The following is a 26,180-nucleotide window of genomic DNA, read 5'->3' on the forward strand; positions in this document are numbered from 1 at the left end:
CAAGCCCCCGGAATCCGTGCTTCCGAGGACTCGACGGGCCATATCCGGTCACTCCCACCACGATGGGAGGTGCGTCGAGGACGCACGGCGAACGTTGGGAGACCTCATGGCAGGGGATGCGACCACAGTGACCCGGCACCGGCGGGAGGCACGGGACCCGCACGTACCCGGGAACGTCCTCGTCTCGATCGGCGCCCTGCTCCTCGGGATGCTGCTCGCCGCGCTCGACCAGACCATCGTCTCGACCGCGCTGCCGACCATCGTCAGCGACCTCGGCGGGCTGGAGCACCTGTCGTGGGTGGTGACCGCGTACCTGCTCGCCTCGACCGCCGCGACCCCGCTGTGGGGCAAACTCGGCGACCAGTACGGGCGCAAGAGGCTGTTCCAGACCGCGATCGTGCTCTTCCTCATCGGCTCCGCGCTGTGCGGCATGGCGCAGAACATGCCGCAGCTCATCGCCTTCCGCGCGGTACAGGGGCTCGGCGGCGGCGGGCTCATGGTGCTGTCGATGGCGATCGTCGGGGACGTCGTGCCACCGCGGGAACGCGGCCGCTACCAAGGGCTGTTCGGGGCGGTGTTCGGGGCGACCAGCGTCCTCGGCCCGCTGCTCGGCGGCCTGTTCACCGAACACCTCAGCTGGCGCTGGGTCTTCTACATCAACCTCCCCGTCGGCGTGATCGCCCTCGCGGTGATCGCGGCCGTGCTGCGCATCCCGCGCAAGGAGACGCGGCACGTCATCGACTACCTCGGTACGTTCCTGATCGCCTCCGTCGCCACCTGTCTGGTGCTCGTCGCCTCGCTGGGCGGGACGACCTGGGGTTGGGGCTCGGCACAGATCGTCGGGCTGGCCGTGCTGGGCGTCGTACTCGCCGTGGCGTTCGTGGCGGTGGAGCGGCGGGCCGCCGAACCCGTGCTGCCGCTGAAGCTGTTCCGCGTCCGGACGTTCACCCTGTCGGCGGTCATCAGCTTCATCGTCGGCTTCGCCATGTTCGGCGCGATGACCTACCTGCCGACGTTCCTTCAGGTCGTGCAGGGCGTCACGCCCACCATGTCCGGTGTGCACATGCTGCCCATGGTGTTCGGGATGCTGCTGTCGTCCACGGGCTCCGGGCAGATCGTCAGCCGGACGGGACGCTGGAAGGTCTTCCCCGTCGCCGGGACGGCCGTCACCACCGTCGGGCTGCTTCTGCTGCACCGGCTCGACGAGAACAGCTCCACGTTCGAGATGAGCGTCTACTTCTTCGTCTTCGGCCTCGGACTCGGCCTGGTCATGCAGGTGCTGGTGCTCATCGTGCAGAACGCCGTCTCCTACGAGGACCTCGGCGTCGCGACCTCCGGCGCGACCTTCTTCCGCTCCATCGGCGCCTCCTTCGGCGTCGCGATCTTCGGCACGGTCTTCGCGAGCCGCCTCGGCGACAAGCTGTCGGCGTCGTTCAGGGGCGTGCGGCTGCCGGGCGGCGTCTCGGCGGACGCCCTCGAGTCCGACCCGCGCGGCATCGCCTCACTCCCGCCCGCACTGCGCGCGCCGGCCCTGCACGCGTACGCCTCCGCCATCACCGACGTCTTCCTGTACGCCGCCCCCGTCGCCCTCCTGGGCTTCGTGCTGGCCTGGTTCCTCAAGGAGGACCCCCTGCGCGGCTCCGTCACCGCGCCCGACGTCACCGAGACGCTCGCCAGCAACCCGGTCGAACGGTCCTCCTACGACGAGGTGTGCCGGGCGCTGTCCGTGCTCGGCACGCGCGAGGGACGGCGCAAGGTGTACGAGGAGATCACCGAGCGGGCCGGCTACGACCTGCTGCCGGCGGCCAGTTGGCTGCTGCTGCGGATCAGGCGGTACGGCTGGGCCGAGCCCGCCGTGCTCGCCGAGCGCAGTTCCGTGCCGCTGAACGTCATCATCGAGGCCGCCCGGCAGGTGGAGGTGCGGCGCCTCGCCGTGCGGGAGGGGCTGGAGCTGATGCTGACGGACAGCGGGCGGCAGGTCGCCGAGCGGCTCGCCCAGGCCCGTGAGGAGTCGCTGGCGCGGCTCCTCGGGGACTGGTGGGGGCCGGGACGGCCCACGGATCTCGTGCAGTTGGTGCGGGAGCTGAACGGCGAGCTGTGCGGGTCGGAGCGGGAGGAGCCGCACAAGGGGGCCGTGGAGGGGGCCGCTTGAGACAGGGCGCCCCTCACGCCTCCGCCGTGGCCGGCAGGTCGGCGGCCCCCCGCCGCAGGTCCTTGCGGAACCAGTGGTCGGCGTACGGGTCGTCGTTGTGGGGTGCAGTCTCCTCGTAGCCGAGGCGGGCGTACAGGGCGCGGGCCGCCACCAGGTCGGACCGGGTGTCCAGGACCAGGTGCCGGGCGCCCAGGGCGCGGGCGGCCTCCTCGGCGGCCCGCACGAGCAGGGGTGCCCCGCCCTTGCCCCGCATCCCCTCACGCACGAACACCCTGGTCAGTTCCGCGGTCTCCGCGTCCAGCAGACGTACGCCCGCCGAGCCCGCCGGTTCCCCGTCGTGGCGGGCGACCAGCAGCGTGCCCGTGGGAGCGGCGAGTTCCGCGCCCGTGGTGGCGGCGATCTCCCGCTCCAGTTCCGCCGGGTCCGTGCGGCGGCCTTCGTGCAGGAGGTACCAGCGGTCGCTGACCTCCGTGTAGTAGGCCCGCCACAGGGCCGCGGCCACGGGGGAGTCGTAGGGCTCCGGGGTGATGGTCCAGGTCATGGCCCCCATCTCAGGAGACGGCGCGGCGTGCCCGCAACCGGATATGCGTGACCTCCGGCGAGTCCAGCACCTGGGTCTTGTCCCACTCGATGTGCTGATCGCCCAGGTTGTCGAAGAGGCGGCGGCCACCGCACGCCAGGACCGGGACGACGTGCAGGAGCAGCTCGTCCAGCAGGCCCGCCCGGATGAACTGCTGGACCAGGTCCGCGCCTCCCGCCAGCGACACGTCCTTCTCGCCGGCCGCCTGCCGGGCCAGTTCCAGGGCGCGCTCGGGGCCCTCGGTGACGAAGTGGAAGGTGGTGCCGCCCTCCTTGGGAACGGACGGGCGCGCATGGTGGGTGACCACGAAAACCGGCGCGTGGAACGGCGGCTCGTCGCCCCACGGGATCTCACCGGTGACGTACATGCCGTGACCCATGACCACCGCGCCCGGCCGCCGGACGTGCTCGGCGATCAGGTCGTCGTCCGGCCCGGTCCGGCCGCCCTGCATGCCCTGCATCTCGCGGAACGACCGCAGGCCGAACACCCAGGAGTGCAGCCGCTCCCCACCGATGCCCAGCGGGTGCTCCCGGCCCGACTCCGGGCCCGCGATGTATCCGTCCAGTGACATGGCCAGTCGTGCGATGACCTCACCCATGACGATCTCCTTCGATACGGGCACCCTCGCGGTGCCTACGGTGATGTGTCGATCGGGGACACGGGGGATCGACACGTCGGGCGAAGGATTTTGATGCCCGTTTACACGGGGTGTTCCGGGTCACCCGTTCGGAGAACCGGCCCGTTGGGCCGATACATCGGAAGGCACCCATGTCCACAGGCATGATCATTGCTTTGATCGTGATCGTGGCGGCCGTGGTCGTTGTCGCGGCCGTCCTGACCCTGCGCGCGAAGGGCCCGCACGGTGGCCGGGACCTGAAGCGCCGCTTCGGGCCCGAATACGACCGGACGGTGGCCCGGCACGACGGGGACGCCAAGGCCGCCGAGCGCGAGCTCACCGAGCGCGTGGAGCGGCACGGCTCGCTGCGTGAGCGGCCGCTCGACGAGAGCCGGCGGGAACAGTACGAGGCCCGCTGGACGGCCGCGCAGGAGCGGTTCGTCGACGCGCCCCGGGAGGCGGTCGCGGAGGCGGACCGGCTGCTGGCGGAGCTGGCCGCAGAGCGCGGCTTCCCGAACGGAGGCCAGTACGAGGAGCAGCTCGCCGCGCTCTCCGTCCACCACGCCCATCACGTCCACGGCTACCGGAACGTCCACCGCGTCGCCCGCGTCGGCGCGGGCGGGCAGGACGGCGACCGGTCCGACACGGAGGAGATGCGGGAGGCCATGGTCGAGGCCCGCGCGCTCTTCGAGGACCTGACGTCCTCCACCCGCCACCGCGGCGCCAAGGCCGAAAGGACCGAGCGGGGCGAGGAGACCGCCGCCGACGGCGGTACGCGCAGCAACGGGCACCACGAGAGCCGCGGCCATCTGCCGTGGGCTCTCAACCGACGGCACGCGAAGGGGAGTTGAGCGACATGACGGACGCTGTGACCGGCGCCGGTGCCAGGGGCTCTGAGGGCGACGACCGGACCAACCGCCGCACGATCACGCCGACGCCCGCGGAGACCGAGCAGGAGGGCGGGCTGACGCCCGGAGAGACGGGACGCGACAACGAGGACGGCACGCAACGGCGGGTCGTGTCACCCACGCCGTCGGAGGCGCGCGACGCCGAGGCGGGCAGCGCGTACGACGGCACGGGCGCCGCAACGCACACCGGTGCACCCACCTCCGGAACCCCCCGTTCCACCGCCGACATGTCATCCGGCACGCACACGGGTGGTGCGGACACCGGTATCGGCGGGTCCGGCGTGCATACCGGTGGCACGGACACCGGTATCGGCGACCACGGCTCTCGCACCGGTGGCACGGATGGCGGTGGCGCCGCCACCGGGACCCGGCTGCTGCCGCACGACGAGTGCGACAAGCTGGAGACGCGGCTGCGGCACGCCGTCGCGGGCTTCGTCGACGGGCCCCGGGACGCCGTGCAGGAGGCCGACCAGGTGCTCGAGGACATCGCCGGGCGGTTCGCCGAGGCGGTGACCCGGCGGCGCCGGACCCTGCGCATGTCCTGGCAGGACGGCAAGTCCGGCGGCGCCGACGAGGCCGCCCGGACGGACACCGAACAGCTCAGGCTGGCCCTGAGGGACTATCGCGAGCTGGCCGAACGCCTGCTCCACGGCTGACACGACACACCCGGCCGAGGGGACCTAAGCGGTCTCCTCGGCCTTCGCCGTCGCCGTGCGGCGCTCCCGCCACTCGCGTACGACCTCTTCGACGTCGTACGGCTTCATCCCGAGCGGGGGCCCCGGCGGCGGCTTGAACATCATGTCGCGGATCTTGACGTTGACGTCCGTGATCAGTTTGCGCGCGATCCGCTCCGAAGGGGCCGCGTACGCCGCCGCGAGCGTGTCCTCGGCCTCCTTGCGCAGGGCCAGGGTCGGAGGCAGCACCGAGAGGCCCTCGCGGGCCATCTTCTGCCTGATCCACCACAGTTCGTCGTACGTGGTGTCGGTGCCGGGCGGCAACGGCTTGCCCGCGCCCGCGAGTTGGGTGAACTCACCGCGTCTCTCGGCATCTCGGATCTGCTTGTCCACCCAGGACTCGAACGGGACGCCGGGTGGCTTTCGCTCGGTCATGACTCCATTGTGCCGGACGCCGTAGACCCGGGCGATTTATCATGCGGCCGCTGCGTAAGGACACTTCAAGAGGAGCGCACGTGCTCGAACTGACCATGGCCACCGTCGCCGCGGCGGAAGAGGGGGCCACGGCCGGCATGCAGATGGCCGACGCGCCCAGCGAGCCCGGCGCCGTGCTGCGGGTGGGCCGGGACAGGGCGTTGTGCCGTCTGGTGACGCCCGACGACTGGCTGTTCGTGTCCCGGGTGCACCTGGAGTTCCAGTGCGGCTCGGAGGGGACCTGGCAGGTCACCTGGCTGCGCGGCTCGCAGGCCGATCCCTCCTCCGAGGTCCGGCTGGTCGTCGGCGAGTACGCCCAGCCCCTCGCCTACGGCGGCACGGTGACGCTGCCCAGAGGCGGCAACGGCGAGATCGTCGTCCGCGACCGCACCGCCCCGAGAAGCGTCAACGTCGGCTTCTACCACGAGTTCTAGCCGGGGCGGGTGCCGGCCGGGCCGTCCCGGCCGGCTACAGCACTCGGGCCAGGGCGAAGCCGTCGTGGCCCTTGCCGCTGACCGTCTGGATGGCCGTGCCGCTCAGCCTCGGGTGGCTGCCGATCAGTTCGACGGCGGCGCGGGTGCCCAGGATCTCCGGGTCGGTGCTCTCCGCGTCGGTGACCTGACCGCGCCGCACGACGTTGTCGACGACGATCAGGCTGCCGGCGCGGGTCAGGCGCAGCGCCCACTCCAGGTAGTGCGGGTTGTTGACCCGGTCGGCGTCGATGAAGACCAGGTCGAAGGGGGCCGGGTTCTCGTCGGCCAGCTTGGGCAGCGACTCCAGGGCCGGGCCGACCCGCACCTCGACCAGCCGGTCCAGGCCGGCACGGGCGATGTTGCGGACGGCGATCTCGGCGTTCCTGGCGCTGTACTCCAGGGAGACCAGGCGGCCGTCCGCCGGGAGCGCGCGGGCCAGCCAGATGGTGCTGTAGCCGCCCAGGGTGCCGATCTCCAGGATGGTGCGGGCACCCTGGATCTCGGCGAGGAGCCGCAGGAACTTGCCCTGGGGCGCGGTGACGGCGATGTGCGGGAGTCCGGCCGCCTCGCTGTCGCGCAGGGCCGCCCGGAGGGCTTCGTCGTCCTGCGCGAGGTGGGCGGTGAAATAGTCGTCCACGTCGTGCCACAGCTGCGACTCGCTCATTCACCTGTGCCTTTCGTGCGGCGGATGGGACGGCGGTGTGCCCGGGTGCCTACTCTTCCACCGCCGGTGCCGAACCCGGCAGGGGTTTGCCCGCCGACTCGGTCATGAACCACACCGCGACGCCGCCGATCACGGCCGCCGCCATCATGTAGTACGCGGGCATCATCATGTTCCCGGTCGCGCCGATGAGGGCGGTGACGACCAGCGGGGTCGTGCCGCCGAACAGGGACACCGACACGTTGAAGCCGATCGACAGGGAGCCGTAGCGGACCCGGGTCGGGAAGAGGGCCGGCAGGGCGGACGGCATCGCGGCCGTGAAACAGACCAGCAGCAGGCCGAGCGCGGCCATGCCGAGGCCGACGGCGGCCAGGCTGCCCTGGCGGATCAGGAGGATCGCGGGGACGGACAGGAACAGGAAGCCCGCGCAGCCCGCGGCGATCACCGGACGACGGCCGATCCGGTCGGTCAGGGCGCCGGCGAAGGGCTGGACGATCATCATCAGCGCCATGACCCCGAGCACGACCAGCAGACCGTGCGTCTCGTCGTAGTGGAGCTCGCTGGTCAGGTAGCTCGGCATGTACGACAGCAGCATGTAGTCGGTGACGTTGAAGACCAGGACCAGGCCCACGCACAGCAGGAGGGCCTTCCACTGGCCCGTGATCATCTCGCGCAGCGGGACCTTCGGGCGGGCGGACTCGCTCCTGGCGACCTCCGCGGCGAAGGCCGGGGTCTCCTCCAGGCGCATGCGCAGGTAGAGGCCGATGACGCCCATCGGGCCCGCGATCAGGAACGGGATGCGCCAGCCCCAGGTCAGCAGGTCGTGGGAGGACAGCAGGGCGGTCATCAGGGTGACCAGGCCCGCGCCGCCGATGTAGCCGGCGAGTGTGCCGAACTCCAGCCAGCTGCCGAGGAAGCCGCGCCGCTTGTCGGGGGCGTACTCGGCGATGAAGGTCGACGCCCCCGCGTACTCGCCGCCGGTGGAGAAGCCCTGCACCAGGCGGGCCAGGAGGAGCAGCAGCGGCGCGCCGACGCCGATCGTGGCGTACGACGGGATCAGGCCGATGGCGAAGGTGCCCGCCGCCATCATGATCATGGTGAGGGCGAGGACCTTCTGCCGGCCGATGCGGTCGCCGAGCGGTCCGAAGACCATGCCGCCGAGCGGGCGGACCAGGAAGGCCGCGGCGAAGGCGCCGAAGGTGGACAGCAGCTGGGCGGTGGGGTTGCCGGACGGGAAGAAGACCTTGCCCAGCGTCACCGCGATGTAGCTGTAGACACCGAAGTCGAACCACTCCATCGCGTTGCCGAGCGCGGCGGCCTGGACGGCACGCCGGACGAGGGCGGGATCGGTGGCGGTGACATCGGAGGTGCGGGGGGTGCGTACCGGGGGAGCTGAGACTGCGGCGGTCGCCAAGACTTCGCTCGCCTACCTTTCGACGGGGACAGGGACGCGGCCCGCCCGGCGACGGTGACGGGGGCCGAAATCGACCATAGGGGCACTTGTCGCCCTTACGTGTCGCACACAAGTCGTTGCACAGTGCAGGTAAATGCGGTGTGTCCAGGCTCGTATGCCCACCGGAAAGCGCTTCCCGCAAGGATTCGCTGTGATCCATCTCGCGTCCCGCCGAGGCAACCGACCCCCCGGCCGACTATCGTCATTCAGACAAAAGGAGAACGGACGTCAGGTGAAGCCGGGGTAGCCTGCGTCTCTCTGTGGGGGCTCACAGGAACATTCGGGGCGGGAGGCCGACGAGGCGTGGCGAACGTGGAGCACAGCGGGCGACCGGCGGGAGCCTACGGGGCGACGGCCGGCGGAGGCCGGCTGCGGGCGGCGCGCCTGGCCCTGTGGCTGGTCGCGGCCGTCCTCGCCGTCCGGCAGGTGGCCGTCGTCCTCAGTACACCCCGGGGCGAGCGGCTGACGGACCTGGAGACCTGGGTGGGTCCCAACGGCGTCCTGCATGTGAAGGGCTCGCTGTACGACTCGACGCGGTTCACCGGCACCCCCTTCGGCGGGCTCGTCCTCAAACCGCTCACCCGGGCGGCCGAGCAGGCCCTGGGCTGGGGCTGGACCTTCGGCACCCTGCTGCTGGTCGTCGCGCTCGGCCTGGTGGTCGCGCGCGCCCTGCCCCAGCCGGTGAGCCGGCGCACCTCGCTGCTCGCCGCGCCCGTCGCGATCAGCCTGCTGATGCTCTCCCTGCCGGTGCGCAACGCGCTCTGGCTCGGCCAGATCAGCATCCTGCCGGTGCTGCTCGTGCTGGTCGGCTGCTTCATCGTGCGCGGGGAGCGCACCAGCGGCGTGCTGATCGGGATCGCCGCCGCCTTCCAGCCGACCGTGCTGCTCTTCGCGCCGCTGCTGTGGTTCACCGGCCGGCGCCGGCCCGCCGTCTCCACCGGTGTCACCTTCGTCGCGCTGACCGCGCTGGCCTGGGCGGCGATGCCGCACGACTCGTACACCTACTGGGTCCACCACATGGCGGGCACCGGGCTCGGCGGCAAGGCCGACGACCTGGCCAACCAGTCCCTGCACGGCGCCCTGCTGCGCCTGGGGCTGACCGGGCCGCTGGAGATCGGCCTGTTCTTCGCGCTGGGCACGGCCGTCGCCGTGGTCGGCGTCCGGCGGGCAGTCCACCACGCCCGCGACGGGCAGCTCCTCCTCGCCGTCGCCATCACCGGCTGCGCGGCGATCGCCGTGTCCCCGACGACCTGGCAGCACCAGCTGCTGTGGGTGCTGCTCGCGGTCGTCGGGCGGGTCGGCAAGCGGGCCTCCGACCGGTACGTGTGGCCGGTGGCCGTCGTCCTGGTGATGACGCTGCCCGCGAAGATGATGCTGCCGAACATGGCGGCGATGGACCCCCTGCGTGACAACGTCGTCCTGCTCGCCGCCCTCGCCGCGGCCACGGTCGTGCCGTTCCTGCCCCGCACCTCGCCGTACTACCAGGCGCCCGTCCCGACCGAGTACGCCGAGCCGGTCCCCGCGCGCCTGCGGCACGTGCCGCTGGTGCCCCAGCTGCGCCGCGTCCTCTCCCGCCCCAACCTGCTGCTGGAGCTGCTGCTGATCCGCGTCACGTACGCGGCGTACCAGAAGGTCAGGCTCGCGGCGACGGGCGGTTCGAACGAGGCGGGGCGGACCCGGGCCGAGCACCACGGCCACCAGATCCTCGACATCGAGCGGTTCCTGCACATCGACATCGAGCACGCCGTCAACCACGCGGTCGTCAAGATCGACTGGCTGCGGGGCTTCTACGACTTCTACTACGAGTCGTTCCACTTCGTCGTGCCGCTGACCGTGCTCGCCGTGCTGTACTGGCGCCGCCCGGTCGACTACCGCTGGGCGCGCTCGGCGCTCGGCTTCGCCACGCTGCTGGCCCTGGTCGGCTTCTGGCTCTACCCGCTGGCCCCGCCGCGCCTGCTGCCCGGCCTGGGCGTCATCGACACCGTGCACGGCGTCCAGGACTTCTCCAAGCCGGACTACGGCACCCTGACCGCGCTGACGAACCAGTACGCGGCGATGCCCTCGCTGCACTTCGGCTGGTCGCTGTGGTGCGGGGTGGTCATCGCGGTGATCGCGCCCAAGTGGTGGATGAAGGCGCTGGGCCTGCTGCACCCGTTCTTCACGGTCTCGGCGATCGTGGCCACCGGCAACCACTGGGTGCTGGACGCGGTGGGCGGCGCGGCGGTGGTGGGCGTGGGCTTCGGACTGGCGTACCTGCTGCAGGGGCCGCGGGCGCGTACGGCCGTGCCGGTCGGTGCCGGTGATCCACCCCAGGAAGCCGTCGCCGCCGGCCTCGGGGGAGGCAGAAGCGGGGCGTAGGGGGGATGCTCCTGCCTCCCTCGAGATCGGCGGGACGGGCCGGCGGCTCCGGGAGGCCGCCGGCCCGAGCAACCGGGAGGCCGGTCAGCCGGGTTCGACCATCAGGTGCTTCACGCCGTTGATCCAGGCGGAGCGCAGGCGGTCGGGGTCGCCGGCCAGGGTGAGGCCGGGCAGGGCGTCGGCGATGGCGTTGAAGATGAGGTCGATCTCCAGGACCGCGAGGGACTTGCCCAGGCAGTAGTGGGGCCCTCCGCCGCCGAAGCCGAGGTGGGGGTTGGGGTCGCGCATGATGTCGAAGGTGTCGGGGTCGGTGAAGACCTCCGGGTCGTGGTTGGCGGCGGCGTAGAAGATGCCGACCCGGTCGCCTTTCCTGATCCGGCTGCCGCCGAGTTCGAGGTCCTGGGTGGCGGTGCGCTGGAAGGCGTTGACCGGGGTCGCCCAGCGGACGATCTCCTCGGCCGCCGTCTCGGGCCGTGTCCGCTTGTACAGCTCCCACTGGTCGGGGTGGGTGAGGAACGCGTGCATGCCGTGGGTGATGGCGTTGCGGGTGGTCTCGTTGCCGGCCACGGCCAGCATCAGCACGAAGAACCCGAACTCGTCTGAGTTGAGGTTGCCCTCGTCCTCGGCGGCGACCAGCGTGGTGACGATGTCCTTGGCCGGGCACCCCTTGCGGTCCGCGGCCATGTTCATGGCGTAGGCGATGAGCTCGGTGGCGGACTCGGCGCCGACCTCCTCGGTGATGGCGTACTCGGGATCGTCGTAGGCGATCATCTTGTTGGACCAGTCGAAGATCTTGGCCCGGTCGTCCTGCGGGATGCCGATGAGCTCCGCGATGGCCTGCAGCGGCAGTTCGCAGGCGACCTCGGTGACGAAGTCGAAGGGGCCGGAGCGGCCGCGGGCGGAGCGGGCGATGTTGTGGGCGCGTTCGCGCAGCCGGTCCTCCAGCGCCCGTATCGCGCGCGGGGTGAAGATGCGCTGCACGATCTGGCGGACACGCGTGTGCTCGGGCGGATCCATGTTCAGCAGGATCAGCCGCTGGGCGTCGATCGCGTCGCGCTCGATGTGCTCGTTGAAGCGGATGATCGCCGTGTTGAGGTACGAGGAGAACAACTCGGGGTGCGTGGAGACGTACTTGACGTCGGCGTGCCGGGTCACGGCCCAGTAGCCCTCGTCCCGGAAGCCGGCGATGTTGCCCGCCTGGGGAACCCAGCGCACGGGTTCGGCCCGGCGCAACTCGGCGAACTCCGGCAGGGGCACACGGGCTTGCAGCAGGTCGGGGTCGGTGAAGTCGAACCCGTCGGGCAGAGCTGGACAGGGCATGGGCGACTCACTCCAGCCGGTGTTCTGACGGTCCATCAGGTTTGCCGTGAAGGTAGTAACGGGTTCTACAAGGTGCAAGGGGTACGGCAGGCCCAATTGCTTGCACACCCCTTGCGGTTGTGAGTGCCCTGTCAGCAGACTGCTGGCAGAACTAGAACACGTACTAGTTCAGCGTGGCGGGGTCGGCCGGGACGCCCCCGCGCCGCGCGGGTACCGGAGGAGAGGATCCCCCCATGGCCGCGGAACCCGTGATCGTCGAAGCCGTACGCACCCCCATCGGCAGGCGCGGCGGAGCGCTCGCCAACCTGCACCCCGCCTACCTCCTGGGCGAGACCTACCGTGAACTCCTCGGCCGCACCGGCATCCCCGCCGACGCGGTCGAACAGGTCGTGGGCGGCACCGTCACCCACGCCGGCGAACAGTCCATGAACCCCGCGCGCACGGCCTGGCTGGCCATGGGGCTGCCGTACGAGACGGCGGCGACGACGGTCGACTGCCAGTGCGGCTCCTCGCAGCAGGCCTCGCACATGACCGCCAACATGATCGCGGCGGGCGTCATCGACGTGGGCATCAGCTGCGGTGTCGAGGCGATGTCCCGTGTCCCGCTGGGATCGGGGTCCAAGCACGGGCCCGGGAAGCCGTTCCCGGACGAGTGGAACGTGGACCTGCCCAACCAGTTCGAGGCGGCCGAGCGGATCGCCCGCCATCGGGGGCTGACGCGCGAGAACGTCGACTCGCTGGGACTGATCTCGCAGGAGCGGGCGGCCGTGGCGTGGTCGGAGGAGCGCTTCAAACGGGAGACCTTCGCCGTCCAGGTCCCGACCACGGAGGACGAACAGCGCGCCGGACAGGGCATGTGGCGGCTCGTCGACCGGGACGAGGGCCTGCGCGACACGTCCATGGAGGCGCTGGCGGGCCTGAAGCCGGTCATGCCGACGGCCATCCACACGGCCGGCAACTCCTCGCAGATCAGCGACGGCGCGTCGGCGATCATGTGGGCGTCGAAGCGGATGGCGCGGGCGCTGAAGCTGCGGCCGAGGGCGCGGATCGTGGCCCAGGCGCTGGTCGGCGCGGACCCGCACTTCCATCTCGACGGTCCCATCGACGCCACGCGCGCGGTGCTGGGCAAGGCGGGCATGTCGCTGAAGGACATCGACCTCGTCGAGATCAACGAGGCCTTCGCGTCAGTGGTGTTGAGCTGGGCGCAGGTCTTCGAGCAGGACCTGGAGAAGGTGAACGTCAACGGCGGCGCCATCGCGCTCGGGCACCCCGTGGGCGCCACCGGGGCCCGGCTCATCACCACCGCGCTTCACGAACTGGAGCGCACGGACAAGGAGTTCGCGCTCATCACCATGTGCGCGGGCGGCGGGCTGGCCACCGGGACGATCATCCAGAGGCTGTAGAAAGCCTGTGGACAGGTGAGGCCCGGACTGGTCGACTTGCCCGATGCTGATCAGCCTGATCCTCCGCGTCCTGCCCTTCCACATCCGCGAGCCGCTGGTCATCGCGATCTGCGCGTTCTTCGCCGGCCTGGCCTTCTACTGGTTCTTCACCGTGGGAGGCCTGGCCCGGGGCGGTATAGGGCTGATGTTCCTGGCGGTCGGAACCCTGCGGTTCCTCTTCGCCAGAAAGGAGTGGAGATCCCGCCGGGCGGCGAAGGCGGAGGGTGTCAGCCCGCAGGTGTGACAGGAGCCGGCGAACGGTCCTACTCCCGCCCCGAAGCCACCGCCGCCAGCACGCCCGCCCCGACCGCCGCCACCAGCAGCGGGATGCCCAGCCCGTGGTGGATCACCAGCCACGCGCCCAGGCAGGCGCCCGCCGCCATCGCGATCACCGAGGCCGTACGGCGGGGGGAGTGGGTGCCCTGGCCGCCGCCGGCGCGGGAGTCGGCGGCCAGCCCCGTCAGGGTCATGGTGAGGACCGTGGTCGTCAGGTCGGCGATGCCGAGCCGGCGGACCGTGGCGTTGCGCAGGCCCATCGCGAAGGCCGTGAGGGCGATCAGGGCGTAGACCGTGGCCGTCGCGTGCGGGGTAAGGAAGGCCGCCAGCGCGGACACGCCCACCAGGGTCGCCTCCGCCGCCAGGATCAGCCGCGCCCAGGTGCGGCGCGAGCCGTCCGCCCGCCGTCGCGCGACCCGGCCTCCCGCCACCGCACCCGCGAGGAAGCAGAGCAGGGAGGTGGCCGTGTGCGGGATGGAGAAGCCGGGGGCGCCGGCCGCGGCGAAGCCCAGCACGACCACGTTGCCGGTCATGTTCGCGGTGAAGACGTGCCCGAGGCCCAGATAACTCACCGCGTCGATCAGGCCGCTGACCACCGTCAGCCCCAACAGGACGGGCACCAGCCGCAGTCCGCGGGACTCGTGTCCGTCGTCGCTCTCACTCACAGGGTCTCCGGTCGTCCGGACGGGCAGGGTGCACCCAAGTCCACCACGCGGGCGGGGGACTCTCGGATGTCGGCGCGGCCCGCGCGTCCGTAACGTTCACGGCATGAGTGATGAGACGCGCAAATCACCTGAAACGTACACCGGTTGGCGTACCCGGCGCGGGCTCGCCGCAGCGGCCGCCCTGCTGCTCACCGGACTGGCGGTCGCACCCGTCGCGGCGGCGGACGGACAGCGGACCGGGCCCGGGGAACGGACCGGGCACGGGCAGCGCACGGAGCTCGGGGGGCCGTCCGCGCGCGGCGAGCTCCTCTCCGTCACCCCCGTAGCCCACCACGACGCCGCGCAGGTCAGGCGGTTCCTCGGCGAGCGGGGCATCGCCGCCGACCCCGTGCGCTACGGCGTACGGGCCTACCGGCTGACGTACCGCACCGTGGACCCGTACGGGAAGCCGACCACCGCGACCGGCCTGCTCACGCTCCCCACCGGCGGAGCCCGTCGCCTCGACCTCGTCTCCGACACCCACGGCACCATGGTCAAGCGCAGCTACGCGCCCTCCGCGAGCGAGGACTTCGGCCGGGTGCCGTCGTATCTGAACGCGGGCGCGGGGCGCGCGGTCGCCGCGCCCGACTATCTGGGGCTGGGGGAGGGGCCGGGACCGCACCCCTACATGGACACCCGCTCCTCCGTCACCGCGTCCCTCGACATGCTGCGAGCCGCCCGGACGGCGGCCGGCCGGCTCGGACGGCCGTTGACGGGTGCGCTCTACGCGACCGGCTTCTCACAGGGCGGGCAGGTCGCGATGGCGCTCGGCAAGGCGCTGCGGGCGGGGGCGGACGGGCACTTCCGGCTGAAGGCCCTCGCACCGATCAGCGGCCCGTACGACCTCGAGGGGCAGGAGATGCCCGCCTTGTACGACGGGCGGGTCAACGACACCAGCGGCGTGCTGTACATCTCCTACTGGCTGACGGCCCAGAACCGGCTGCACCCCCTCTACAAGGACCCGGCCCAGGTCTTCCGTGCGCCCTACGCCGGCCGTGTCACCGCCCTCTTCGACGGAACGCACGAGGAGGATGACGTGGTCCGCGAGCTGGCGCCCTCGGTGAAGCAACTGCTCACGCCGGCCTTCTACGAGCGGATGCGGCACCCGGACGGCCCGCTCCTCGCCGCGATGCGCGCCGCCGATCACACCTGCGACTGGAAGCCGGACGTGCCGGTGCGGCTGTACGCGGGGGCTGCCGACACCGACGTGCCGATCGGGAACGCGGACAGCTGCGCCGCGCGGCTGGCCGGGCACGGCAAGCCGGTGCCGGTGGTCGACCAGGGGGACGTGGACCACTTCGGATCGTTCGCCGTGTCGGCGCCGCAGGTGACGCGCTGGTTCGACGCGCTCAGCTCGCCGCCCGGCGCACAAGGTCGGTGATCCGGGCCTCGGTCTCGGAGGTCAGGGTGGTCACGGCGAAGGCGGTCGGCCACATGTCCCCGTCGTCGAGGTTGGCCGGGTCGTTGAAGCCGAGGGTGGAGTAGCGGGCCTTGAACTTGCCCGACGGCTGGAAGAAGCAGACGATCTTGCCGTTCTTGGCGTAGGCGGGCATCCCGTACCAGGTCTTCGGCGTGAGCTCGGGCGCCGCGGCCTTGACCAGCGCGTGGATGCCCTCGGCCAGGAGGCGGTCCTCCTCGGGCATCTCGGCGATCTTCGCCAGTACCTCGGGCTCCGTGTCCGCCTTCGCCTTCGAGGTGCGCGAGCCGCCGCGTGCGGTCGACTTCAGCTCCTTGGCGCGCTCCTTCATCGCGTCGCGCTCCTCGGCGGTGAAGCCGTCGTACTTCTCGTCGGTCTTCGCCTTCGTGGCCATGGCAGGTCTCCTCCGTCGTGGGGCCGTCTCGCTGCCCTTTCATGCTAGGAAGCGGCGCCGGCGGGGGCTTCTCGAAAACTGACCGATGGCCCGGGTACGGCGGAAGGGCGCCTTCCGTGCCCGTCGGCTCGGAAGGCGCCCTTCGCCCGTGATGCGTGTGCTGCGGCTCAGTACCAGCCGTTCGCCTGCCAGAAGGCCCAGGCGCCGGTCGGGCTGCCGTAGCGGGACTTCATGTAGTCCAGACCCCACTTGATCTGGGTCTTGGCGTTGGTCTTCCAGTCCGCGCCGGCGGAGGCCATCTTCGAGCCCGGCAGCGCCTGGACCAGGCCGTAGGCGCCGGAGGAGGAGTTGGTCGCGGTGACGTTCCAGCCGCTCTCGTGCTCGACGATCTTGCTGAAGGCGGCGTACTGAGCCGCGTTCGGGATCATCTGGTGCGCGATCGCCCTCGCCTCGGTGGCCGAGTTGGCGGTCGCCGCGTGCGCGGGGGCCGCGGTCAGCACCATGCCGGTGGTGGCGGCGGCCACGGCGACGCCGGCGAGAGCCTTCTTCGGGGACGAGATGCGGCGGGCGATGCGGGAGACGAGCACGGGAAACCTTTTTCTTCGGGGACAGGGTGTCGGACATGGACCGGGTCCGGGGACCCGGGTCATGCGTCGGCGCCGAGGCCCCGGGGGGCACGTCGGCGCCGTGCGACGTCGTCCAGAGAAACAGGCTCGCGGGATGTCCGCAAAGACCCCTTTTACTAGTTGTGGCCGCATCTGGGGTGTGCGGGATGGTTGTGGCCTGGCTCTCAAAGCGCAGGCCAGACGCCATTATGTCGTGGGCATGGCGTCCGATATGCACTACTAGGCCGGATCGTGGGTGATGTGGGTCATGTGGGCCGGTTCACCGCTCAACGACCCTCGAATGTGACCGCGGTCTCGAAAGCCGCCCGTCGGGTGGCTCTGCGTAGTGCCTTGAGCACGGCCGGACCCAGGGTGAGCGTCAGTACGACGGTGACCACGGCCCGGCCCAGGTCCCAGCCCAGCGAGGTGGCCGTGCAGTACGCGAGGAACCGGGCGAGGTTGGCCGGGACGGCGGCGTGCGGGTCGAAGGAGATGTTCGACGCCAGCGTGCCCATGAAGGGCCAGCCGGCCAGGTTCATGATCGTGCCGTAGGCGAAGGCGGCGAGGAAGCCGTAGGCGGCGAGCAGGACGAGCTCGCCGCGGCCCCGCAGCCGGCCCGGGCCGGGGAGCAGCCCGGCCCCCATCGTGAACCAGCCCATCGCCAGCATCTGGAACGGCATCCACGGACCGACCCCGCCGGTCAGCAGTGCCGAGGCGAACATCGTGAGCGAGCCGAGGGTGAAGCCGAAGCCGGGTCCCAGGACCCGCCCGCTGAGCACCATCAGGAAGAACATCGGCTCGATGCCGGCGGTCCCGGCCCCCAGCGGGCGCAGGGCGGCGCCGGTCGCGGCGAGCACGCCCAGCATGGCCACGGCCTTCGGACCGAGGCCCGACTCGGAGATCGTCGCGGCCACCACGGCGACGAGCAGCACGAGGAGCCCGGCGAACAGCCACGGGGCGTCCTGGGCGTGCGCGGCGAGGCCGGAGCCCGGCGGGGCGAGGAAGGGCCAGCCGAAGGCGACGACACCGACCGCGCCGACGAGGGCGAGAGCGGCGAGGGAGCGGGGACCGAGGCGGACGGCAGCGGTCCGGGCGGCAGGGGCCGGAGCGGGCGGGGCAGGGACGGGCGAGGGCGGGACGGACGGGGGTGGGGCGGACCGGGTCATCCGAGGGCCCCCCGCACCTGGCCGACCGTGAGCCACGGCCGTGGGGCGAGGATCTTCGTGACCTGCGGGGCGAAGGACGGAGAGGAGACCACGACGTCCGCGGTGGGGCCGTCGGCGATCACCTCTCCCTCCGCGAGGAGAATCACCCGGTCGGCGAGTTCCGCGGCCAGTTCCACGTCGTGCGTCGCGAGGACGATCGCGTGACCGTCGGCCGCGAGGCCGCGCAGCAGGGTGACCAGGCGGGCCTTCGCGGCGTAGTCCAGCCCCCGGGTCGGCTCGTCGAGCAGGAGCAGGGGCGGACGGGCGGTCAGGACGACGGCCAGCGCGAGAGTGAGCCGCTGCCCTTCCGAGAGGTCCCGGGGGTGGGTGTCGTCGGGGACGCCCGGGAGCAGCCGGGAGAGCAGGTCGCGGCAGCTGCCGGGGGGTGCCTGGGCGTCCCGGTCGGCCGCCGCGCACTCGGCCGCGACCGTGTCCGCGTAGAGGAGGTCGCGGGGTTCCTGGGGGACCAGGCCCACCTGGCGGACGAGGTCCCTGGGCGGGGTGCGGTGAGGGACGAGGCCGGCGACACGGACCGTGCCCGCGGACGGTTGGACGAGGCCCACGAGGGCGTTGAGGAGGGTGGACTTTCCGGCGCCGTTGCGGCCCATCAGGGCGACGGTCTCACCCGCGGCGATGGCGAGGTCGACCTGATGGAGGGCCTCGGTGTGGGGGCGGCGGACGGTCAGGGCGCGGACCTCGGCGGCGTGGCCGGACACCGGGGCCGGCGGGGTCGTGTCCTTGCGGCGGACGGGGAGCCGGCGCTGCCTGCGGATGCGGACGGCCGGCGCCGTGCCGATCGTCTTCGGACCGTGTGCCGCCTCGGCGCCGCCGCGACCGTCCGGCGTGGGCACCGGGCTGTCCCGAAGCCGCTCGCGCAGGTCGGCGGCCCTGCGGCGCGCGTCCCTGACCGTCAGCGGCAGCGGGGACCAGCCTGCCAGCCGCCCCAGTTCCACCACCGGCGGAGCCACCGGGGACACGGCCATCATCTCCGCGGGCGTGCCCAGCAGGGGGGCCGCCCCCGGGGCCGGCAGGACCGCCACCCGGTCGGCGTACTGGACGACGCGCTCCAGGCGGTGTTCCGCCATGAGGACGGTGGTGCCCAGGTCGTGGACCAGGCGCTGGAGGACCGCGAGGACCTCCTCGGCCGCCGCCGGGTCCAGGGCCGACGTCGGTTCGTCGAGGACCAGGGCCCGCGGGTGCGGAGTGAGGACCGAGCCGATGGCCACGCGTTGCCGCTGCCCGCCGGACAGGGTGGCGATGGGCCGGTCACGGAGGTCGGAGAGACCGAGAAGGTCCAGGGTCTCCTCGACACGTCGGCGCATCACCGCCGGTGCCAGGCCCAACGACTCCATTCCGTAGGCCAGTTCGTCCTCGACCGTGTCCGTCACGAAGTGCGAGAGCGGGTCCTGGCCCACCGTGCCCACCACGTCCGCCAGTTCGCGGGGCTTGTGGGTGCGGGTGTCGCGGCCCGCCACCGTGACGCGGCCGCGCAGGGTGCCGCCCGTGAAGTGAGGGACCAGGCCGCTGACGGTGTTCAGGAGGGTCGACTTGCCGGTGCCGGACGGGCCCACCAGCAGGACGAGTTCGCCTTCCGGGACCTCGAAGTCCACGCCGCTGAGGGCGGGTTCGGGCGCCCCGTCGTAGGTCACCGAGACGTCCTCGAAGCGGATCACGACGGCTCCTTGGGGGTGGGGGCGACGAAGGCGGGCAGCAGCGCCATGAGTACGGCCGCCGCCGGCCAGAGGGGAAGCGTGGGTGCCGTGAGCGGGACGACGGAGGGGGCCAGGGCGGCCGGGTCGGTCGCGGCGGCCAGGGTGAGCAGCACGGCGGGCACGGCACCGGAGGCCGTCACCAGCCAGGCGCGCGCATCCCAGGGGTCGGGGCGGTACCGCGTGCGCAGGCTGCGGCGGCCGCCCAGCCGGAGACCGGCGAGGGACGCGATGACGCCGGCGAGGAGGAGGGGCAGCCCGTACGTGCCGGCCTCGGCGGTGAGCAGTCCGTACGTCCCCGCGCAGACGCCGAGCAGACCGCCCAGGGTGAGGGCGGTGGTCGTACGGCGCACCGGGGCGGGTACCTCGGCGGTACGGCCGTAGCCTCGCGCGTCCATGGCCGCGGCGAGGGCGACGGAGCGCTCCAGCGCGCCTTCCAGGACGGGCAGGCCCACTTGGAGGAGGCCGCGGACACCGCTGTCCGGGCGGCCGCGCAACCGGCGGGCGGCGCGCAGCCGGTGGACGTCGGCGATGAGGTTGGGCGCGAAGGTGAGGGCCACGACGACAGCCACGCCCGTCTCGTACAGCGCTCCGGGCAGGGACTTCAGCAGGCGGGCGGGGTTGGCGAGGGCGTTCGCCGCGCCCACGCAGACGAGCAGGGCGGCGAGCCTCAGGCCGTCGTAGAGCGCGAAGAGCAGCGACTCGGCCGTGACCTCGCCGCCCAGGCGGATGCCCTGCGCCCAGTGCGGGAGCGGGACTTCGGGGAGGGTCAGGAGGGTGTGCGTGCCCGGGACGGGGGAGCCGAGGGCGGCGGCGAAGAGGAGCCGGATGAGGAGAACGGCGAGGGCGAGCCGGAGGAACGCGGTGTAGGAGCGGGCGTCGGGCGCGTGGGGACGGCAGGTGGAGACGACGTAGGCGGAGACGGCGATCAGGAGGGCGAGGAGCAGGGGGTTGCCGGTCCGGGTGGCCGCGGTACCGAGCGCGAGCGACCACAGCCACCAGGCACCGGGATGCACGAGGACACGCCGCCGTGAACGCGGCAGGCAGACGCCCGCCGAGACCCGCGGGGCGCCGCCCTGTTCGGACCGCTCGGGGCTGTGGATGTCAGGCATGCCTGCGCCGTCGGGCCTGCCAGGCCGCCGCGGCACCCAGCAGGGCGACCGCCCCCGCACCCACGTACAGGCCCACCGAGGGGCCGCTGCCGCCGCCGTCCGCGTGCTTGTCCTCGGCGCTCGACACCTGCTCGCCGCACCCCTTCGCCGGGTACCCGGCGATCGCGCACAGCAGGGCGTTGGTGTCGTAGCGCAGCGGCTTCGCCACCGCGGCCAGGGCGTCCGCCGTCGTCGCGTCGGACGGCACCCGGGCGCAGGCCGTGCGGCGGGCGGGCGGGGGCGCGGCGGACGGGGCGTCCTTCGCCGTACCGAAGTCGATGAGCAGGGCTATCCGCTTCTCGCCCCGGACCGCCGGAGTCCGCGCGCAGATCGCCGCGAAGGACGTCGCCCCGCGCGGCTTCGCCGCGTCCCCCGAGTCCTCGCTCACCGAGAAGCGGAACCCCTGGACGTCGCCGTCGGAGGGGCGCGCGGTGGCGGGGCCCTGGGTGGCGTAGGTCCAGTGACCGGAGTCGTAGGTCCAGAAGGACCAGTAGCGGTAACCGGTGGCCCCGGCCGGTGCGGCGAGGCCCAGGGTGAGGAGCAGCGTCGTGAGAAGGAGCGTCACGCGGCGCGTCACCGCTGACGCCTCCTGCCGCGGAGCATCAGCGCGAAGCCGATGACGGCGCCGACGAGCAGACCGCCGCCGACCGTCCAGGCGACGCCGATGGAGCCGTCGTCCTTGCCGCCGGAGGCCTTGGTGTCGTCCGGGCCGGCCGTCGGATCGTCGTCCACGCCCGCGGGGGCCGGGCCGGTCGCGTTGAGCTTGGCGACGAGGTCCAGGCCGCCGAAGTCGTGGACGTCACCGCCCTGGGCCGCGGACGCGGCGAAGATCAGCTGGGCGTAGGCGCCGGGACCGGCCTGGGCGGCCCAGTCGGCGGCGTGGGACTCCAGCCAGTGCAGCGGCTTCACGGCCTGGGAGTTGAAGCCCGCCGTCGAGAGGGCGACGACCGCGTCGGCCGTGTTGCCGTAGTCGGGCTGGGGCTTGGCGCCGGGCAGCGCGGTGGTGAGGTGGCCGCCCTTGGCGAGGGCCTTGGCGAGCCAGGCGGCGCCGTTGCCCGCGGCGGCCACGTGGTCGGAGTCGCTGTCGGGGTCCGCACAGCCCGCGGTCGCCTGGGTGTCGTCCTGCCTGCTGCCCGCAACCGTCTCACCGAGCAAGCCCAGCACGGCCGCCGCGGTGGCGTCGGCGTTGGCCGCGAGCTTGCCCTTCTTGTCGGGCTGGTAGGCGAAGGCGCCCGCGTCGGGGCCGTCGCAGGGCAACGCGAGGCCGCGCAGGGCGTCGTAGGGGGACTTGCCGTCCTTGCGGAGGTTGGGGACCGTCACCCCGGCCTGGGCCAGGGCACCGATCACGACGGACGTCGAGTTCGCGTCGCTGGCGCCGCCGGCGGTGAACCCCCAGCCGCCGTCCTTGTTCTGCACCGACTTCAGCCAGGTGACGGCCTTCGCGACCGGGCCGTCGTGGCCGCCGATCTCGGCCAGGGCCTGGACCGCGGCCGCCGTGCTGTTGGTGTCGGCCTTGCAGGGCGCGCCGGCGGTGGCGCGGTAGGCGGCGAACGCGCCGTCGCCGCACTGCTGCCCGGCCAGCCAGGAGACGGCCGGGTCGGCCGGCTCGACGCCGACCGTGCGCTGCGCGAGCAGGGCGAGCGACTGGCGCCAGACGCCGTCGTAGGTCGGGTCGGAGGTGCCGTAGAGGCCGGCGGGGAGGGATGCCGAGGGGGACGGCGAGGCGGCGACCGCTGGGGTGGCGCCGCCGAGTACGGCTATGGCGGCCAGCGCCGCGGCGCTGTGACGGATGACGGTCATGATCGGCTGCTGCCTCTCCCTGAGGAGCCGGAAAGCAGCACGGGACAGCCCCGGGCGGCTCGGCTCCGTATACCTCGACGGTGCCGTGTGGCGGCGGGGTGCCGACACACCTGAGCCGGTCACGATCCGTGTGGGGCACTCCGGCTGGCCGGTCCGGGACGGACCGGGTCACGGTTGCGGGTCAGCGCCGGATTCGCACCGGCTTTCCCCCGTACGGGTGTGATGACGACCCCGACACTGTACCCGTGGGTCAGGAGCACCCTGAGAGGTGGCTGTGCGCGACGGCCGGCGCCGACGCCTGGGACGGCTGGCACAGCACCAGGGCCAGGTCGTCGGCGGGACGGGCGGTCTTTCGGTCGAGCGCGCGGATCAGCCCACGACGGCCACCGCGTCCACCTCCACCAGCACTCCCTCCCGTACCAGGCGCGCCACGACCGTCGTCCGGGCCGGAAGCGGCTCGCAGCCGGCGAAGAACTCCCGGTAGACGGCGTTGAACTCGGCGAAGTGGGCGCGGTCGGCCAGATAGCAGGTACAGCGCACGATCGAACGGCGGTCGCCGACCACGGCCTCGACGTTGGCCAGCACGCGGCGCGCCTGGTCGGCGAAGGCGGCCGGCGTCTCGTGCGTGACCGGATGCAGGGGGCCCTGGCCGGAGGTGAAGAGGAAGGGGCCGGTGCGCACGCCCTGCGACAGCGGCGGTTCGGTGCCGTCGGAGAAGCGGACGTACGGCGCGGCGTCGGTGTGCACGCGCTGCGGGCCGCCGCCGAAGGGCAGCACGAGGGTGCGGTCGGCGAGCAGCCAGGTACCGTCGTCGGCCCTGCGGAAGGCGTCCTCGTAGTGGCCGACCTGGTACGGCGGCCCGGCGGGCAGGATGCCGCCCGGGTGGCCGTCCACGCGGTACGTCGTGAAGTACGAGGTGGCCGTGGCCGTGTCCCGGCCGGTCACGGTGACGCGGATGTTGGACATCACGCGGCGTGAGAGCCGGTCGGCCGGTCGGCCGCCGAAGTACGTCCGCAGCGCGTCCCGCCCCTCGATCCGCCGTCGTCCCTCCGGCCACTGCCAGACGCCGTCCTCGGTGAACAGCTCGGCCACGGTGGCCGGTTCCCCGAGATCGAGACGGTGGACGAAGTCGAGGATCAGGCGTTCGCAGGCGCGCTCGGCGAGAAGGTTCTCCATGAACACGTAGTCATACCCGGTCGAGGGCCGTGTACGTCACCGTATTCATACGCGGTCGACGGCCGCGTACGTCACCGGATCGCTCCCTGGCACCGCCTCCGCCCGGCCCAGCTTCACCAGCCGCCGCAGATGCGCCTCCGCCTCCGAGACGGCGATGTTCCGCGATCCGTAGGGGATCTGTTCCCAGGGCCGGTTCCACTCCATGTGCTCGGCGAGCTGCCAGGGGGTGAGGGGCACGGCGAGCAGCCCCAGAATGCCGGTGAGGCGTTCCTCGTGGTGGGCGAGCAACTCCCGTACGCGGGACGGCCCGTCGGTGAAGACGTGCTGGTGGGCCGGGAGCACTTCGGCGGGGGCGAGCCGGCCGACGCGTTCGAGGGAGTCGAGGTAGTCGCCGAGGGGGTCGGTGACCGTGGCGTCGTCCGGGTCCTCGTAGAGGCCGATGTGCGGGGTGATCTCGGGGAGCAGATGGTCCCCGGAGAACAGGCGTCCGTGGCCCGGCAGTCGGGAGGGGTGCTCCTCCTCCAGGTGCAGGCACACGTGGCCGGGGGTGTGCCCGGGCGTCCAGATCGCGCGCAGTCGCCGCCCCGGCAGGTCGAGCAGCTCGCCGGGGACGATCTCGCGGTCGGGGAGGGCGGGGGAGAAGCCGGGCAGGGCGGTGCGCGGGGCGGGATCGCGCAGGGGAGCGATGTGTTCCTCCGGGGCGCCGGCGGCCACGAGCTTGGCGGTCATGTAGGTGAACCAACGGTCGGCCCGGGTCTCACGGGTACGCCGGACGATCGCCGTGTCGGCCGCGTGCATCGCGACCCAGGCACCGGAGGCCTCACGCACCTTGCCCGACAGGCCGTGGTGGTCGGGATGGTGATGGGTGATCACGACGCCGTGGACCTGGGAGACGTCGGTCCCGCAGGCGCGCAGCCCCTCCGCCAGCACGGACCAGGCCCCCGGGTCGTCCCAGCCGGTGTCGATCAGGACGGGCCCGCGGTCGGTGTCCACGACGTACACCAGCGTGTGCCCGAGCGGGTTGTCCGGAATGGGCACCCGAACGGACCGTATGCCCCCACCATGATCGAACGTCTCCGCCATCTGCCCTCCGCTCCACGGCCATTGCCCACTATAACTAGAACTGGTATCAGTTTCTGAAACACCGTCAGAAACGAGGGCAGTGGTGATGGCCGAGCTCTTGGAACACGGACAGCTGTTCATCGGAGGGGAACTGACCGATCCCCTGGGCAAGGGCGTCATCGAGGTGATCTCCCCGCACACCGAGGAGGTCATCGGGCGGGTGCCGCATGCCTCGCGGGAGGACGTCGACCGGGCCGTGGCGGTGGCCCGCCGCGCCTTCGACGAGGGGCCCTGGCCGCGGATGTCGCTGGACGAGCGGATCGAGGTGGTCAGCCGGATCAAGGACGCGATCGCCGTGCGGCACGAGGAGATCGCGCGCGTGATCTCGTCCGAGAACGGGTCGCCGTATTCCTGGAGCGTCCTCGCGCAGGCCCTCGGCGCGATGATGGTGTGGGACGCGGCGATCACGGTCGCCCGGAACTTCACGTACGAGGAGCGGCGCGACGGCGTGCTCGGGAAGATCCTCGTGCGGCGCGAGCCGGTCGGGGTCGTGGCGGCCGTAGTGCCCTGGAACGTCCCGCAGTTCGTCGCCGCCGCCAAGCTCGCGCCCGCCCTGCTCACCGGCTGTTCGGTGATCCTCAAGCCGTCGCCCGAGTCGCCGCTCGACGCGTACATCCTGGCCGACATCACCCGGGAGGCCGGGCTCCCGGAGGGCGTCCTGTCCGTCCTGCCCGCCGACCGGGAGGTCAGCGAGTACCTGGTCGGCCATCCCGGGATCGACAAGGTCTCCTTCACCGGATCGGTCGCCGCCGGCAAGCGCGTGATGGAGGTCGCCGCGCGCAACCTCACCCGGCTGACGCTGGAGTTGGGCGGCAAGTCGGCGGCCGTCGTGCTGCCGGACGCGGACGTGGCGACGACCGTCGCGGGTGTCGTGCCGGCGGCCTGGATGAACAACGGCCAGGCGTGCGTGGCCCAGACCCGCATCCTGCTGCCGCGCTCCCGCTACGACGAGTTCGCCGAGGCATTCGCCGCCGCGGCCGGCGCCCTCGTGGTCGGCGACCCGCTCGACCCGGCGACCCAGGTCGGCCCGCTCGTCGCGCAGCGCCAGCAGCGCCGCAACCTCGACTACATCCGCATCGGCCAGGAGGAGGGCGCCAAGATCCTCACCGGCGGCGGCCGTCCGGCGGGCCTGGACCGGGGGTGGTACGTGGAACCCACCCTCTTCGGCGACGTCGACAACTCGATGCGGATCGCACGGGAGGAGATCTTCGGCCCGGTCATCTGCCTGCTTCCCTACGGCGACGAGTCCGAGGCCCTGAAGATCGCCAACGACTCGGACTACGGGCTGAGCGGCAGCGTGTGGACGGCGGACGTGGACCACGGCATCGAGGTGGCGCGCCGGGTGCGGACCGGGACGTACTCGGTGAACACCTTCAGCCTCGACATGCTGGGCCCGTTCGGCGGCTACAAGAACTCCGGTCTGGGGCGGGAGTTCGGGCCCGAGGGGTTCGGGGAGTACCTGGAACACAAGATGATCCACCTGCCGGCCGGTTGGGAGGGCTGAGCGGTC

Annotated in this window: 25 protein-coding genes and 1 pseudogene; 9 read left to right on the forward strand and 17 right to left on the reverse strand. The window is 72.2% G+C overall.

Annotated elements, in window-relative coordinates; all coding sequences use genetic code 11:
- The first annotated feature begins 106 nt into the window (after nt 1-106).
- Entirely contained in the window at nt 107-2,152 is a 2,046-nt protein-coding gene (locus ACQF4J_RS31230) for an MDR family MFS transporter (RefSeq protein ID WP_427167312.1), read from the forward strand.
- Between the two features lie 13 nt (nt 2,153-2,165).
- On the opposite strand, the gene ACQF4J_RS31235 is transcribed toward ACQF4J_RS31230, so the two are convergent.
- Both ACQF4J_RS31235 and ACQF4J_RS31240 read right to left on the reverse strand, forming a co-directional pair.
- The gene (locus tag ACQF4J_RS31235; protein ID WP_351578154.1) at nt 2,166-2,693 is read right to left on the reverse strand and encodes a GNAT family N-acetyltransferase; all 528 of its coding nucleotides are present in this window, start codon (nt 2,691-2,693) and stop codon (nt 2,166-2,168) included.
- Nucleotides 2,694-2,703: 10 nt separating this feature from the next.
- Nucleotides 2,704-3,330: a dihydrofolate reductase family protein gene (locus ACQF4J_RS31240; protein WP_351578157.1), complete on the reverse strand. Its 627-nt coding sequence runs from the start codon at nt 3,328-3,330 to the stop codon at nt 2,704-2,706.
- Nucleotides 3,331-3,500: 170 nt separating this feature from the next.
- Between ACQF4J_RS31240 and ACQF4J_RS31245 the strand changes: the two genes are divergently transcribed.
- Together ACQF4J_RS31245 and ACQF4J_RS31250 are read left to right on the forward strand one after the other, a co-directional pair.
- Complete coding sequence (locus tag ACQF4J_RS31245; RefSeq protein ID WP_427167313.1) at nt 3,501-4,199, forward strand: hypothetical protein; 699 nt, start codon at nt 3,501-3,503, stop codon at nt 4,197-4,199.
- Between the two features lie 5 nt (nt 4,200-4,204).
- The gene (locus ACQF4J_RS31250) at nt 4,205-4,912 is read left to right on the forward strand and encodes a hypothetical protein (protein ID WP_351799663.1); all 708 of its coding nucleotides are present in this window, start codon (nt 4,205-4,207) and stop codon (nt 4,910-4,912) included.
- A 24-nt stretch (nt 4,913-4,936) separates the two neighbouring features.
- On the opposite strand, the gene ACQF4J_RS31255 is transcribed toward ACQF4J_RS31250, so the two are convergent.
- Nucleotides 4,937-5,365, reverse strand: a complete 429-nt coding sequence (locus ACQF4J_RS31255) for a DUF1992 domain-containing protein (protein ID WP_351578166.1) — start codon at nt 5,363-5,365, stop codon at nt 4,937-4,939.
- Nucleotides 5,366-5,445: 80 nt separating this feature from the next.
- Between ACQF4J_RS31255 and ACQF4J_RS31260 the strand changes: the two genes are divergently transcribed.
- Nucleotides 5,446-5,838, forward strand: a complete 393-nt coding sequence (locus tag ACQF4J_RS31260) for a hypothetical protein (RefSeq protein WP_351578169.1) — start codon at nt 5,446-5,448, stop codon at nt 5,836-5,838.
- A 34-nt stretch (nt 5,839-5,872) separates the two neighbouring features.
- Here ACQF4J_RS31260 and ACQF4J_RS31265 read toward each other — a convergent pair whose 3' ends face one another.
- Both ACQF4J_RS31265 and proP read right to left on the reverse strand, forming a co-directional pair.
- On the reverse strand, nt 5,873-6,541 hold the full coding sequence (locus ACQF4J_RS31265) for an O-methyltransferase (RefSeq protein WP_427167314.1): 669 nt from the start codon (nt 6,539-6,541) through the stop codon (nt 5,873-5,875).
- A 49-nt stretch (nt 6,542-6,590) separates the two neighbouring features.
- Nucleotides 6,591-7,952 carry a glycine betaine/L-proline transporter ProP gene (proP, locus tag ACQF4J_RS31270; protein WP_427167315.1) on the reverse strand — a complete coding sequence of 454 codons (1,362 nt, stop codon included), beginning with the start codon at nt 7,950-7,952 and terminating at the stop codon, nt 6,591-6,593.
- A 342-nt stretch (nt 7,953-8,294) separates the two neighbouring features.
- Here proP and ACQF4J_RS31275 point away from each other — a divergent pair, with 342 nt between their 5' ends.
- On the forward strand, nt 8,295-10,349 hold the full coding sequence (locus ACQF4J_RS31275) for a bifunctional glycosyltransferase 87/phosphatase PAP2 family protein (protein ID WP_351578178.1): 2,055 nt from the start codon (nt 8,295-8,297) through the stop codon (nt 10,347-10,349).
- An 84-nt stretch (nt 10,350-10,433) separates the two neighbouring features.
- Here the strand turns inward: ACQF4J_RS31275 and ACQF4J_RS31280 are convergent, their stop codons facing one another.
- Nucleotides 10,434-11,669, reverse strand: coding sequence for a cytochrome P450 (locus ACQF4J_RS31280; RefSeq protein WP_351799668.1), 1,236 nt, complete (start codon nt 11,667-11,669; stop codon nt 10,434-10,436).
- Between the two features lie 233 nt (nt 11,670-11,902).
- Here ACQF4J_RS31280 and ACQF4J_RS31285 point away from each other — a divergent pair, with 233 nt between their 5' ends.
- Entirely contained in the window at nt 11,903-13,072 is a 1,170-nt protein-coding gene (locus tag ACQF4J_RS31285) for a steroid 3-ketoacyl-CoA thiolase (RefSeq protein ID WP_351578183.1), read from the forward strand.
- Between the two features lie 43 nt (nt 13,073-13,115).
- Nucleotides 13,116-13,355 (forward strand): hypothetical protein, encoded by a 240-nt coding sequence (locus tag ACQF4J_RS31290; protein ID WP_351799674.1) that lies wholly within the window; start codon nt 13,116-13,118, stop codon nt 13,353-13,355.
- Between the two features lie 19 nt (nt 13,356-13,374).
- Here ACQF4J_RS31290 and ACQF4J_RS31295 read toward each other — a convergent pair whose 3' ends face one another.
- Nucleotides 13,375-14,052 (reverse strand): YoaK family protein, encoded by a 678-nt coding sequence (locus ACQF4J_RS31295; protein WP_351578193.1) that lies wholly within the window; start codon nt 14,050-14,052, stop codon nt 13,375-13,377.
- A 103-nt stretch (nt 14,053-14,155) separates the two neighbouring features.
- Here ACQF4J_RS31295 and ACQF4J_RS31300 point away from each other — a divergent pair, with 103 nt between their 5' ends.
- Complete coding sequence (locus ACQF4J_RS31300; RefSeq protein WP_427167316.1) at nt 14,156-15,472, forward strand: alpha/beta hydrolase; 1,317 nt, start codon at nt 14,156-14,158, stop codon at nt 15,470-15,472.
- On the opposite strand, the gene ACQF4J_RS31305 is transcribed toward ACQF4J_RS31300, so the two are convergent.
- The 10 genes and pseudogenes from ACQF4J_RS31305 to ACQF4J_RS31350 form a co-directional block, all read right to left on the reverse strand.
- Nucleotides 15,441-15,902, reverse strand: coding sequence for an iron chaperone (locus tag ACQF4J_RS31305; RefSeq protein WP_351578198.1), 462 nt, complete (start codon nt 15,900-15,902; stop codon nt 15,441-15,443). The two genes, ACQF4J_RS31300 and ACQF4J_RS31305, sit on opposite strands and share 32 nt — an antisense overlap.
- A 167-nt stretch (nt 15,903-16,069) precedes the next feature.
- Entirely contained in the window at nt 16,070-16,489 is a 420-nt protein-coding gene (locus ACQF4J_RS31310; protein WP_351578201.1) for a transglycosylase SLT domain-containing protein, read from the reverse strand.
- A gap of 305 nt (nt 16,490-16,794) precedes the next feature.
- Nucleotides 16,795-17,673 carry an ECF transporter S component gene (locus ACQF4J_RS31315; RefSeq protein WP_351799683.1) on the reverse strand — a complete coding sequence of 293 codons (879 nt, stop codon included), beginning with the start codon at nt 17,671-17,673 and terminating at the stop codon, nt 16,795-16,797.
- A complete protein-coding gene (locus ACQF4J_RS31320; RefSeq protein WP_351578210.1) occupies nt 17,670-19,385 on the reverse strand; it encodes an ABC transporter ATP-binding protein in 1,716 nt (571 codons plus the stop codon). Before ACQF4J_RS31320 ends, ACQF4J_RS31315 begins: the two co-directional genes overlap by 4 nt.
- Nucleotides 19,382-20,533, reverse strand: coding sequence for an energy-coupling factor transporter transmembrane component T (locus ACQF4J_RS31325; RefSeq protein WP_427167317.1), 1,152 nt, complete (start codon nt 20,531-20,533; stop codon nt 19,382-19,384). The genes ACQF4J_RS31320 and ACQF4J_RS31325 overlap by 4 nt, the downstream gene beginning before the upstream one ends.
- A complete protein-coding gene (locus tag ACQF4J_RS31330) occupies nt 20,526-21,137 on the reverse strand; it encodes an SCO2322 family protein (protein ID WP_427167318.1) in 612 nt (203 codons plus the stop codon). The genes ACQF4J_RS31325 and ACQF4J_RS31330 overlap by 8 nt, the downstream gene beginning before the upstream one ends.
- An 8-nt stretch (nt 21,138-21,145) precedes the next feature.
- Nucleotides 21,146-22,372 carry a prenyltransferase/squalene oxidase repeat-containing protein gene (locus ACQF4J_RS31335; protein ID WP_427167319.1) on the reverse strand — a complete coding sequence of 409 codons (1,227 nt, stop codon included), beginning with the start codon at nt 22,370-22,372 and terminating at the stop codon, nt 21,146-21,148.
- A gap of 369 nt (nt 22,373-22,741) precedes the next feature.
- On the reverse strand, nt 22,742-23,119 hold the full coding sequence (locus ACQF4J_RS31340) for a RidA family protein (protein ID WP_427168648.1): 378 nt from the start codon (nt 23,117-23,119) through the stop codon (nt 22,742-22,744).
- A pseudogene (locus ACQF4J_RS31345) lies at nt 23,117-23,548 on the reverse strand (nuclear transport factor 2 family protein); the annotation flags it as partial. The pseudogene ACQF4J_RS31345 and the gene ACQF4J_RS31340, both read right to left, overlap by 3 nt.
- 45 nt (nt 23,549-23,593) lie before the next feature.
- A complete protein-coding gene (locus ACQF4J_RS31350) occupies nt 23,594-24,631 on the reverse strand; it encodes an MBL fold metallo-hydrolase (protein WP_351578222.1) in 1,038 nt (345 codons plus the stop codon).
- 85 nt (nt 24,632-24,716) lie between these two features.
- Here ACQF4J_RS31350 and ACQF4J_RS31355 point away from each other — a divergent pair, with 85 nt between their 5' ends.
- A complete protein-coding gene (locus ACQF4J_RS31355) occupies nt 24,717-26,174 on the forward strand; it encodes an aldehyde dehydrogenase (protein WP_351578225.1) in 1,458 nt (485 codons plus the stop codon).
- Nucleotides 26,175-26,180: the final 6 nt, after the last annotated feature.

This window comes from Streptomyces sp. C1-1 (genome assembly GCF_050214755.1).
GTDB lineage: Bacteria > Actinomycetota > Actinomycetes > Streptomycetales > Streptomycetaceae > Streptomyces.

Bases quoted from the DNA above. Each gene is read 5' to 3' on its own strand.
- ACQF4J_RS31230 (WP_427167312.1), top strand. From the start codon at position 107: ATGGCAGGGGATGCGACCACAGTGACCCGGCACCGGCGGGAGGCACGG.
- ACQF4J_RS31235 (WP_351578154.1), bottom strand. From the start codon at position 2,693: ATGACCTGGACCATCACCCCGGAGCCCTACGACTCCCCCGTGGCCGCG.
- ACQF4J_RS31240 (WP_351578157.1), bottom strand. From the start codon at position 3,330: ATGGGTGAGGTCATCGCACGACTGGCCATGTCACTGGACGGATACATC.
- ACQF4J_RS31245 (WP_427167313.1), top strand. From the start codon at position 3,501: ATGTCCACAGGCATGATCATTGCTTTGATCGTGATCGTGGCGGCCGTG.
- ACQF4J_RS31250 (WP_351799663.1), top strand. From the start codon at position 4,205: ATGACGGACGCTGTGACCGGCGCCGGTGCCAGGGGCTCTGAGGGCGAC.
- ACQF4J_RS31255 (WP_351578166.1), bottom strand. From the start codon at position 5,365: ATGACCGAGCGAAAGCCACCCGGCGTCCCGTTCGAGTCCTGGGTGGAC.
- ACQF4J_RS31265 (WP_427167314.1), bottom strand. From the start codon at position 6,541: ATGAGCGAGTCGCAGCTGTGGCACGACGTGGACGACTATTTCACCGCC.
- ACQF4J_RS31280 (WP_351799668.1), bottom strand. From the start codon at position 11,669: ATGCCCTGTCCAGCTCTGCCCGACGGGTTCGACTTCACCGACCCCGAC.
- ACQF4J_RS31285 (WP_351578183.1), top strand. From the start codon at position 11,903: ATGGCCGCGGAACCCGTGATCGTCGAAGCCGTACGCACCCCCATCGGC.
- ACQF4J_RS31290 (WP_351799674.1), top strand. From the start codon at position 13,116: ATGCTGATCAGCCTGATCCTCCGCGTCCTGCCCTTCCACATCCGCGAG.
- ACQF4J_RS31300 (WP_427167316.1), top strand. From the start codon at position 14,156: ATGAGTGATGAGACGCGCAAATCACCTGAAACGTACACCGGTTGGCGT.
- ACQF4J_RS31305 (WP_351578198.1), bottom strand. From the start codon at position 15,902: ATGGCCACGAAGGCGAAGACCGACGAGAAGTACGACGGCTTCACCGCC.
- ACQF4J_RS31315 (WP_351799683.1), bottom strand. From the start codon at position 17,673: ATGACCCGGTCCGCCCCACCCCCGTCCGTCCCGCCCTCGCCCGTCCCT.
- ACQF4J_RS31325 (WP_427167317.1), bottom strand. From the start codon at position 20,533: ATGCCTGACATCCACAGCCCCGAGCGGTCCGAACAGGGCGGCGCCCCG.
- ACQF4J_RS31335 (WP_427167319.1), bottom strand. From the start codon at position 22,372: ATGACCGTCATCCGTCACAGCGCCGCGGCGCTGGCCGCCATAGCCGTA.
- ACQF4J_RS31350 (WP_351578222.1), bottom strand. From the start codon at position 24,631: ATGGCGGAGACGTTCGATCATGGTGGGGGCATACGGTCCGTTCGGGTG.
- ACQF4J_RS31355 (WP_351578225.1), top strand. From the start codon at position 24,717: ATGGCCGAGCTCTTGGAACACGGACAGCTGTTCATCGGAGGGGAACTG.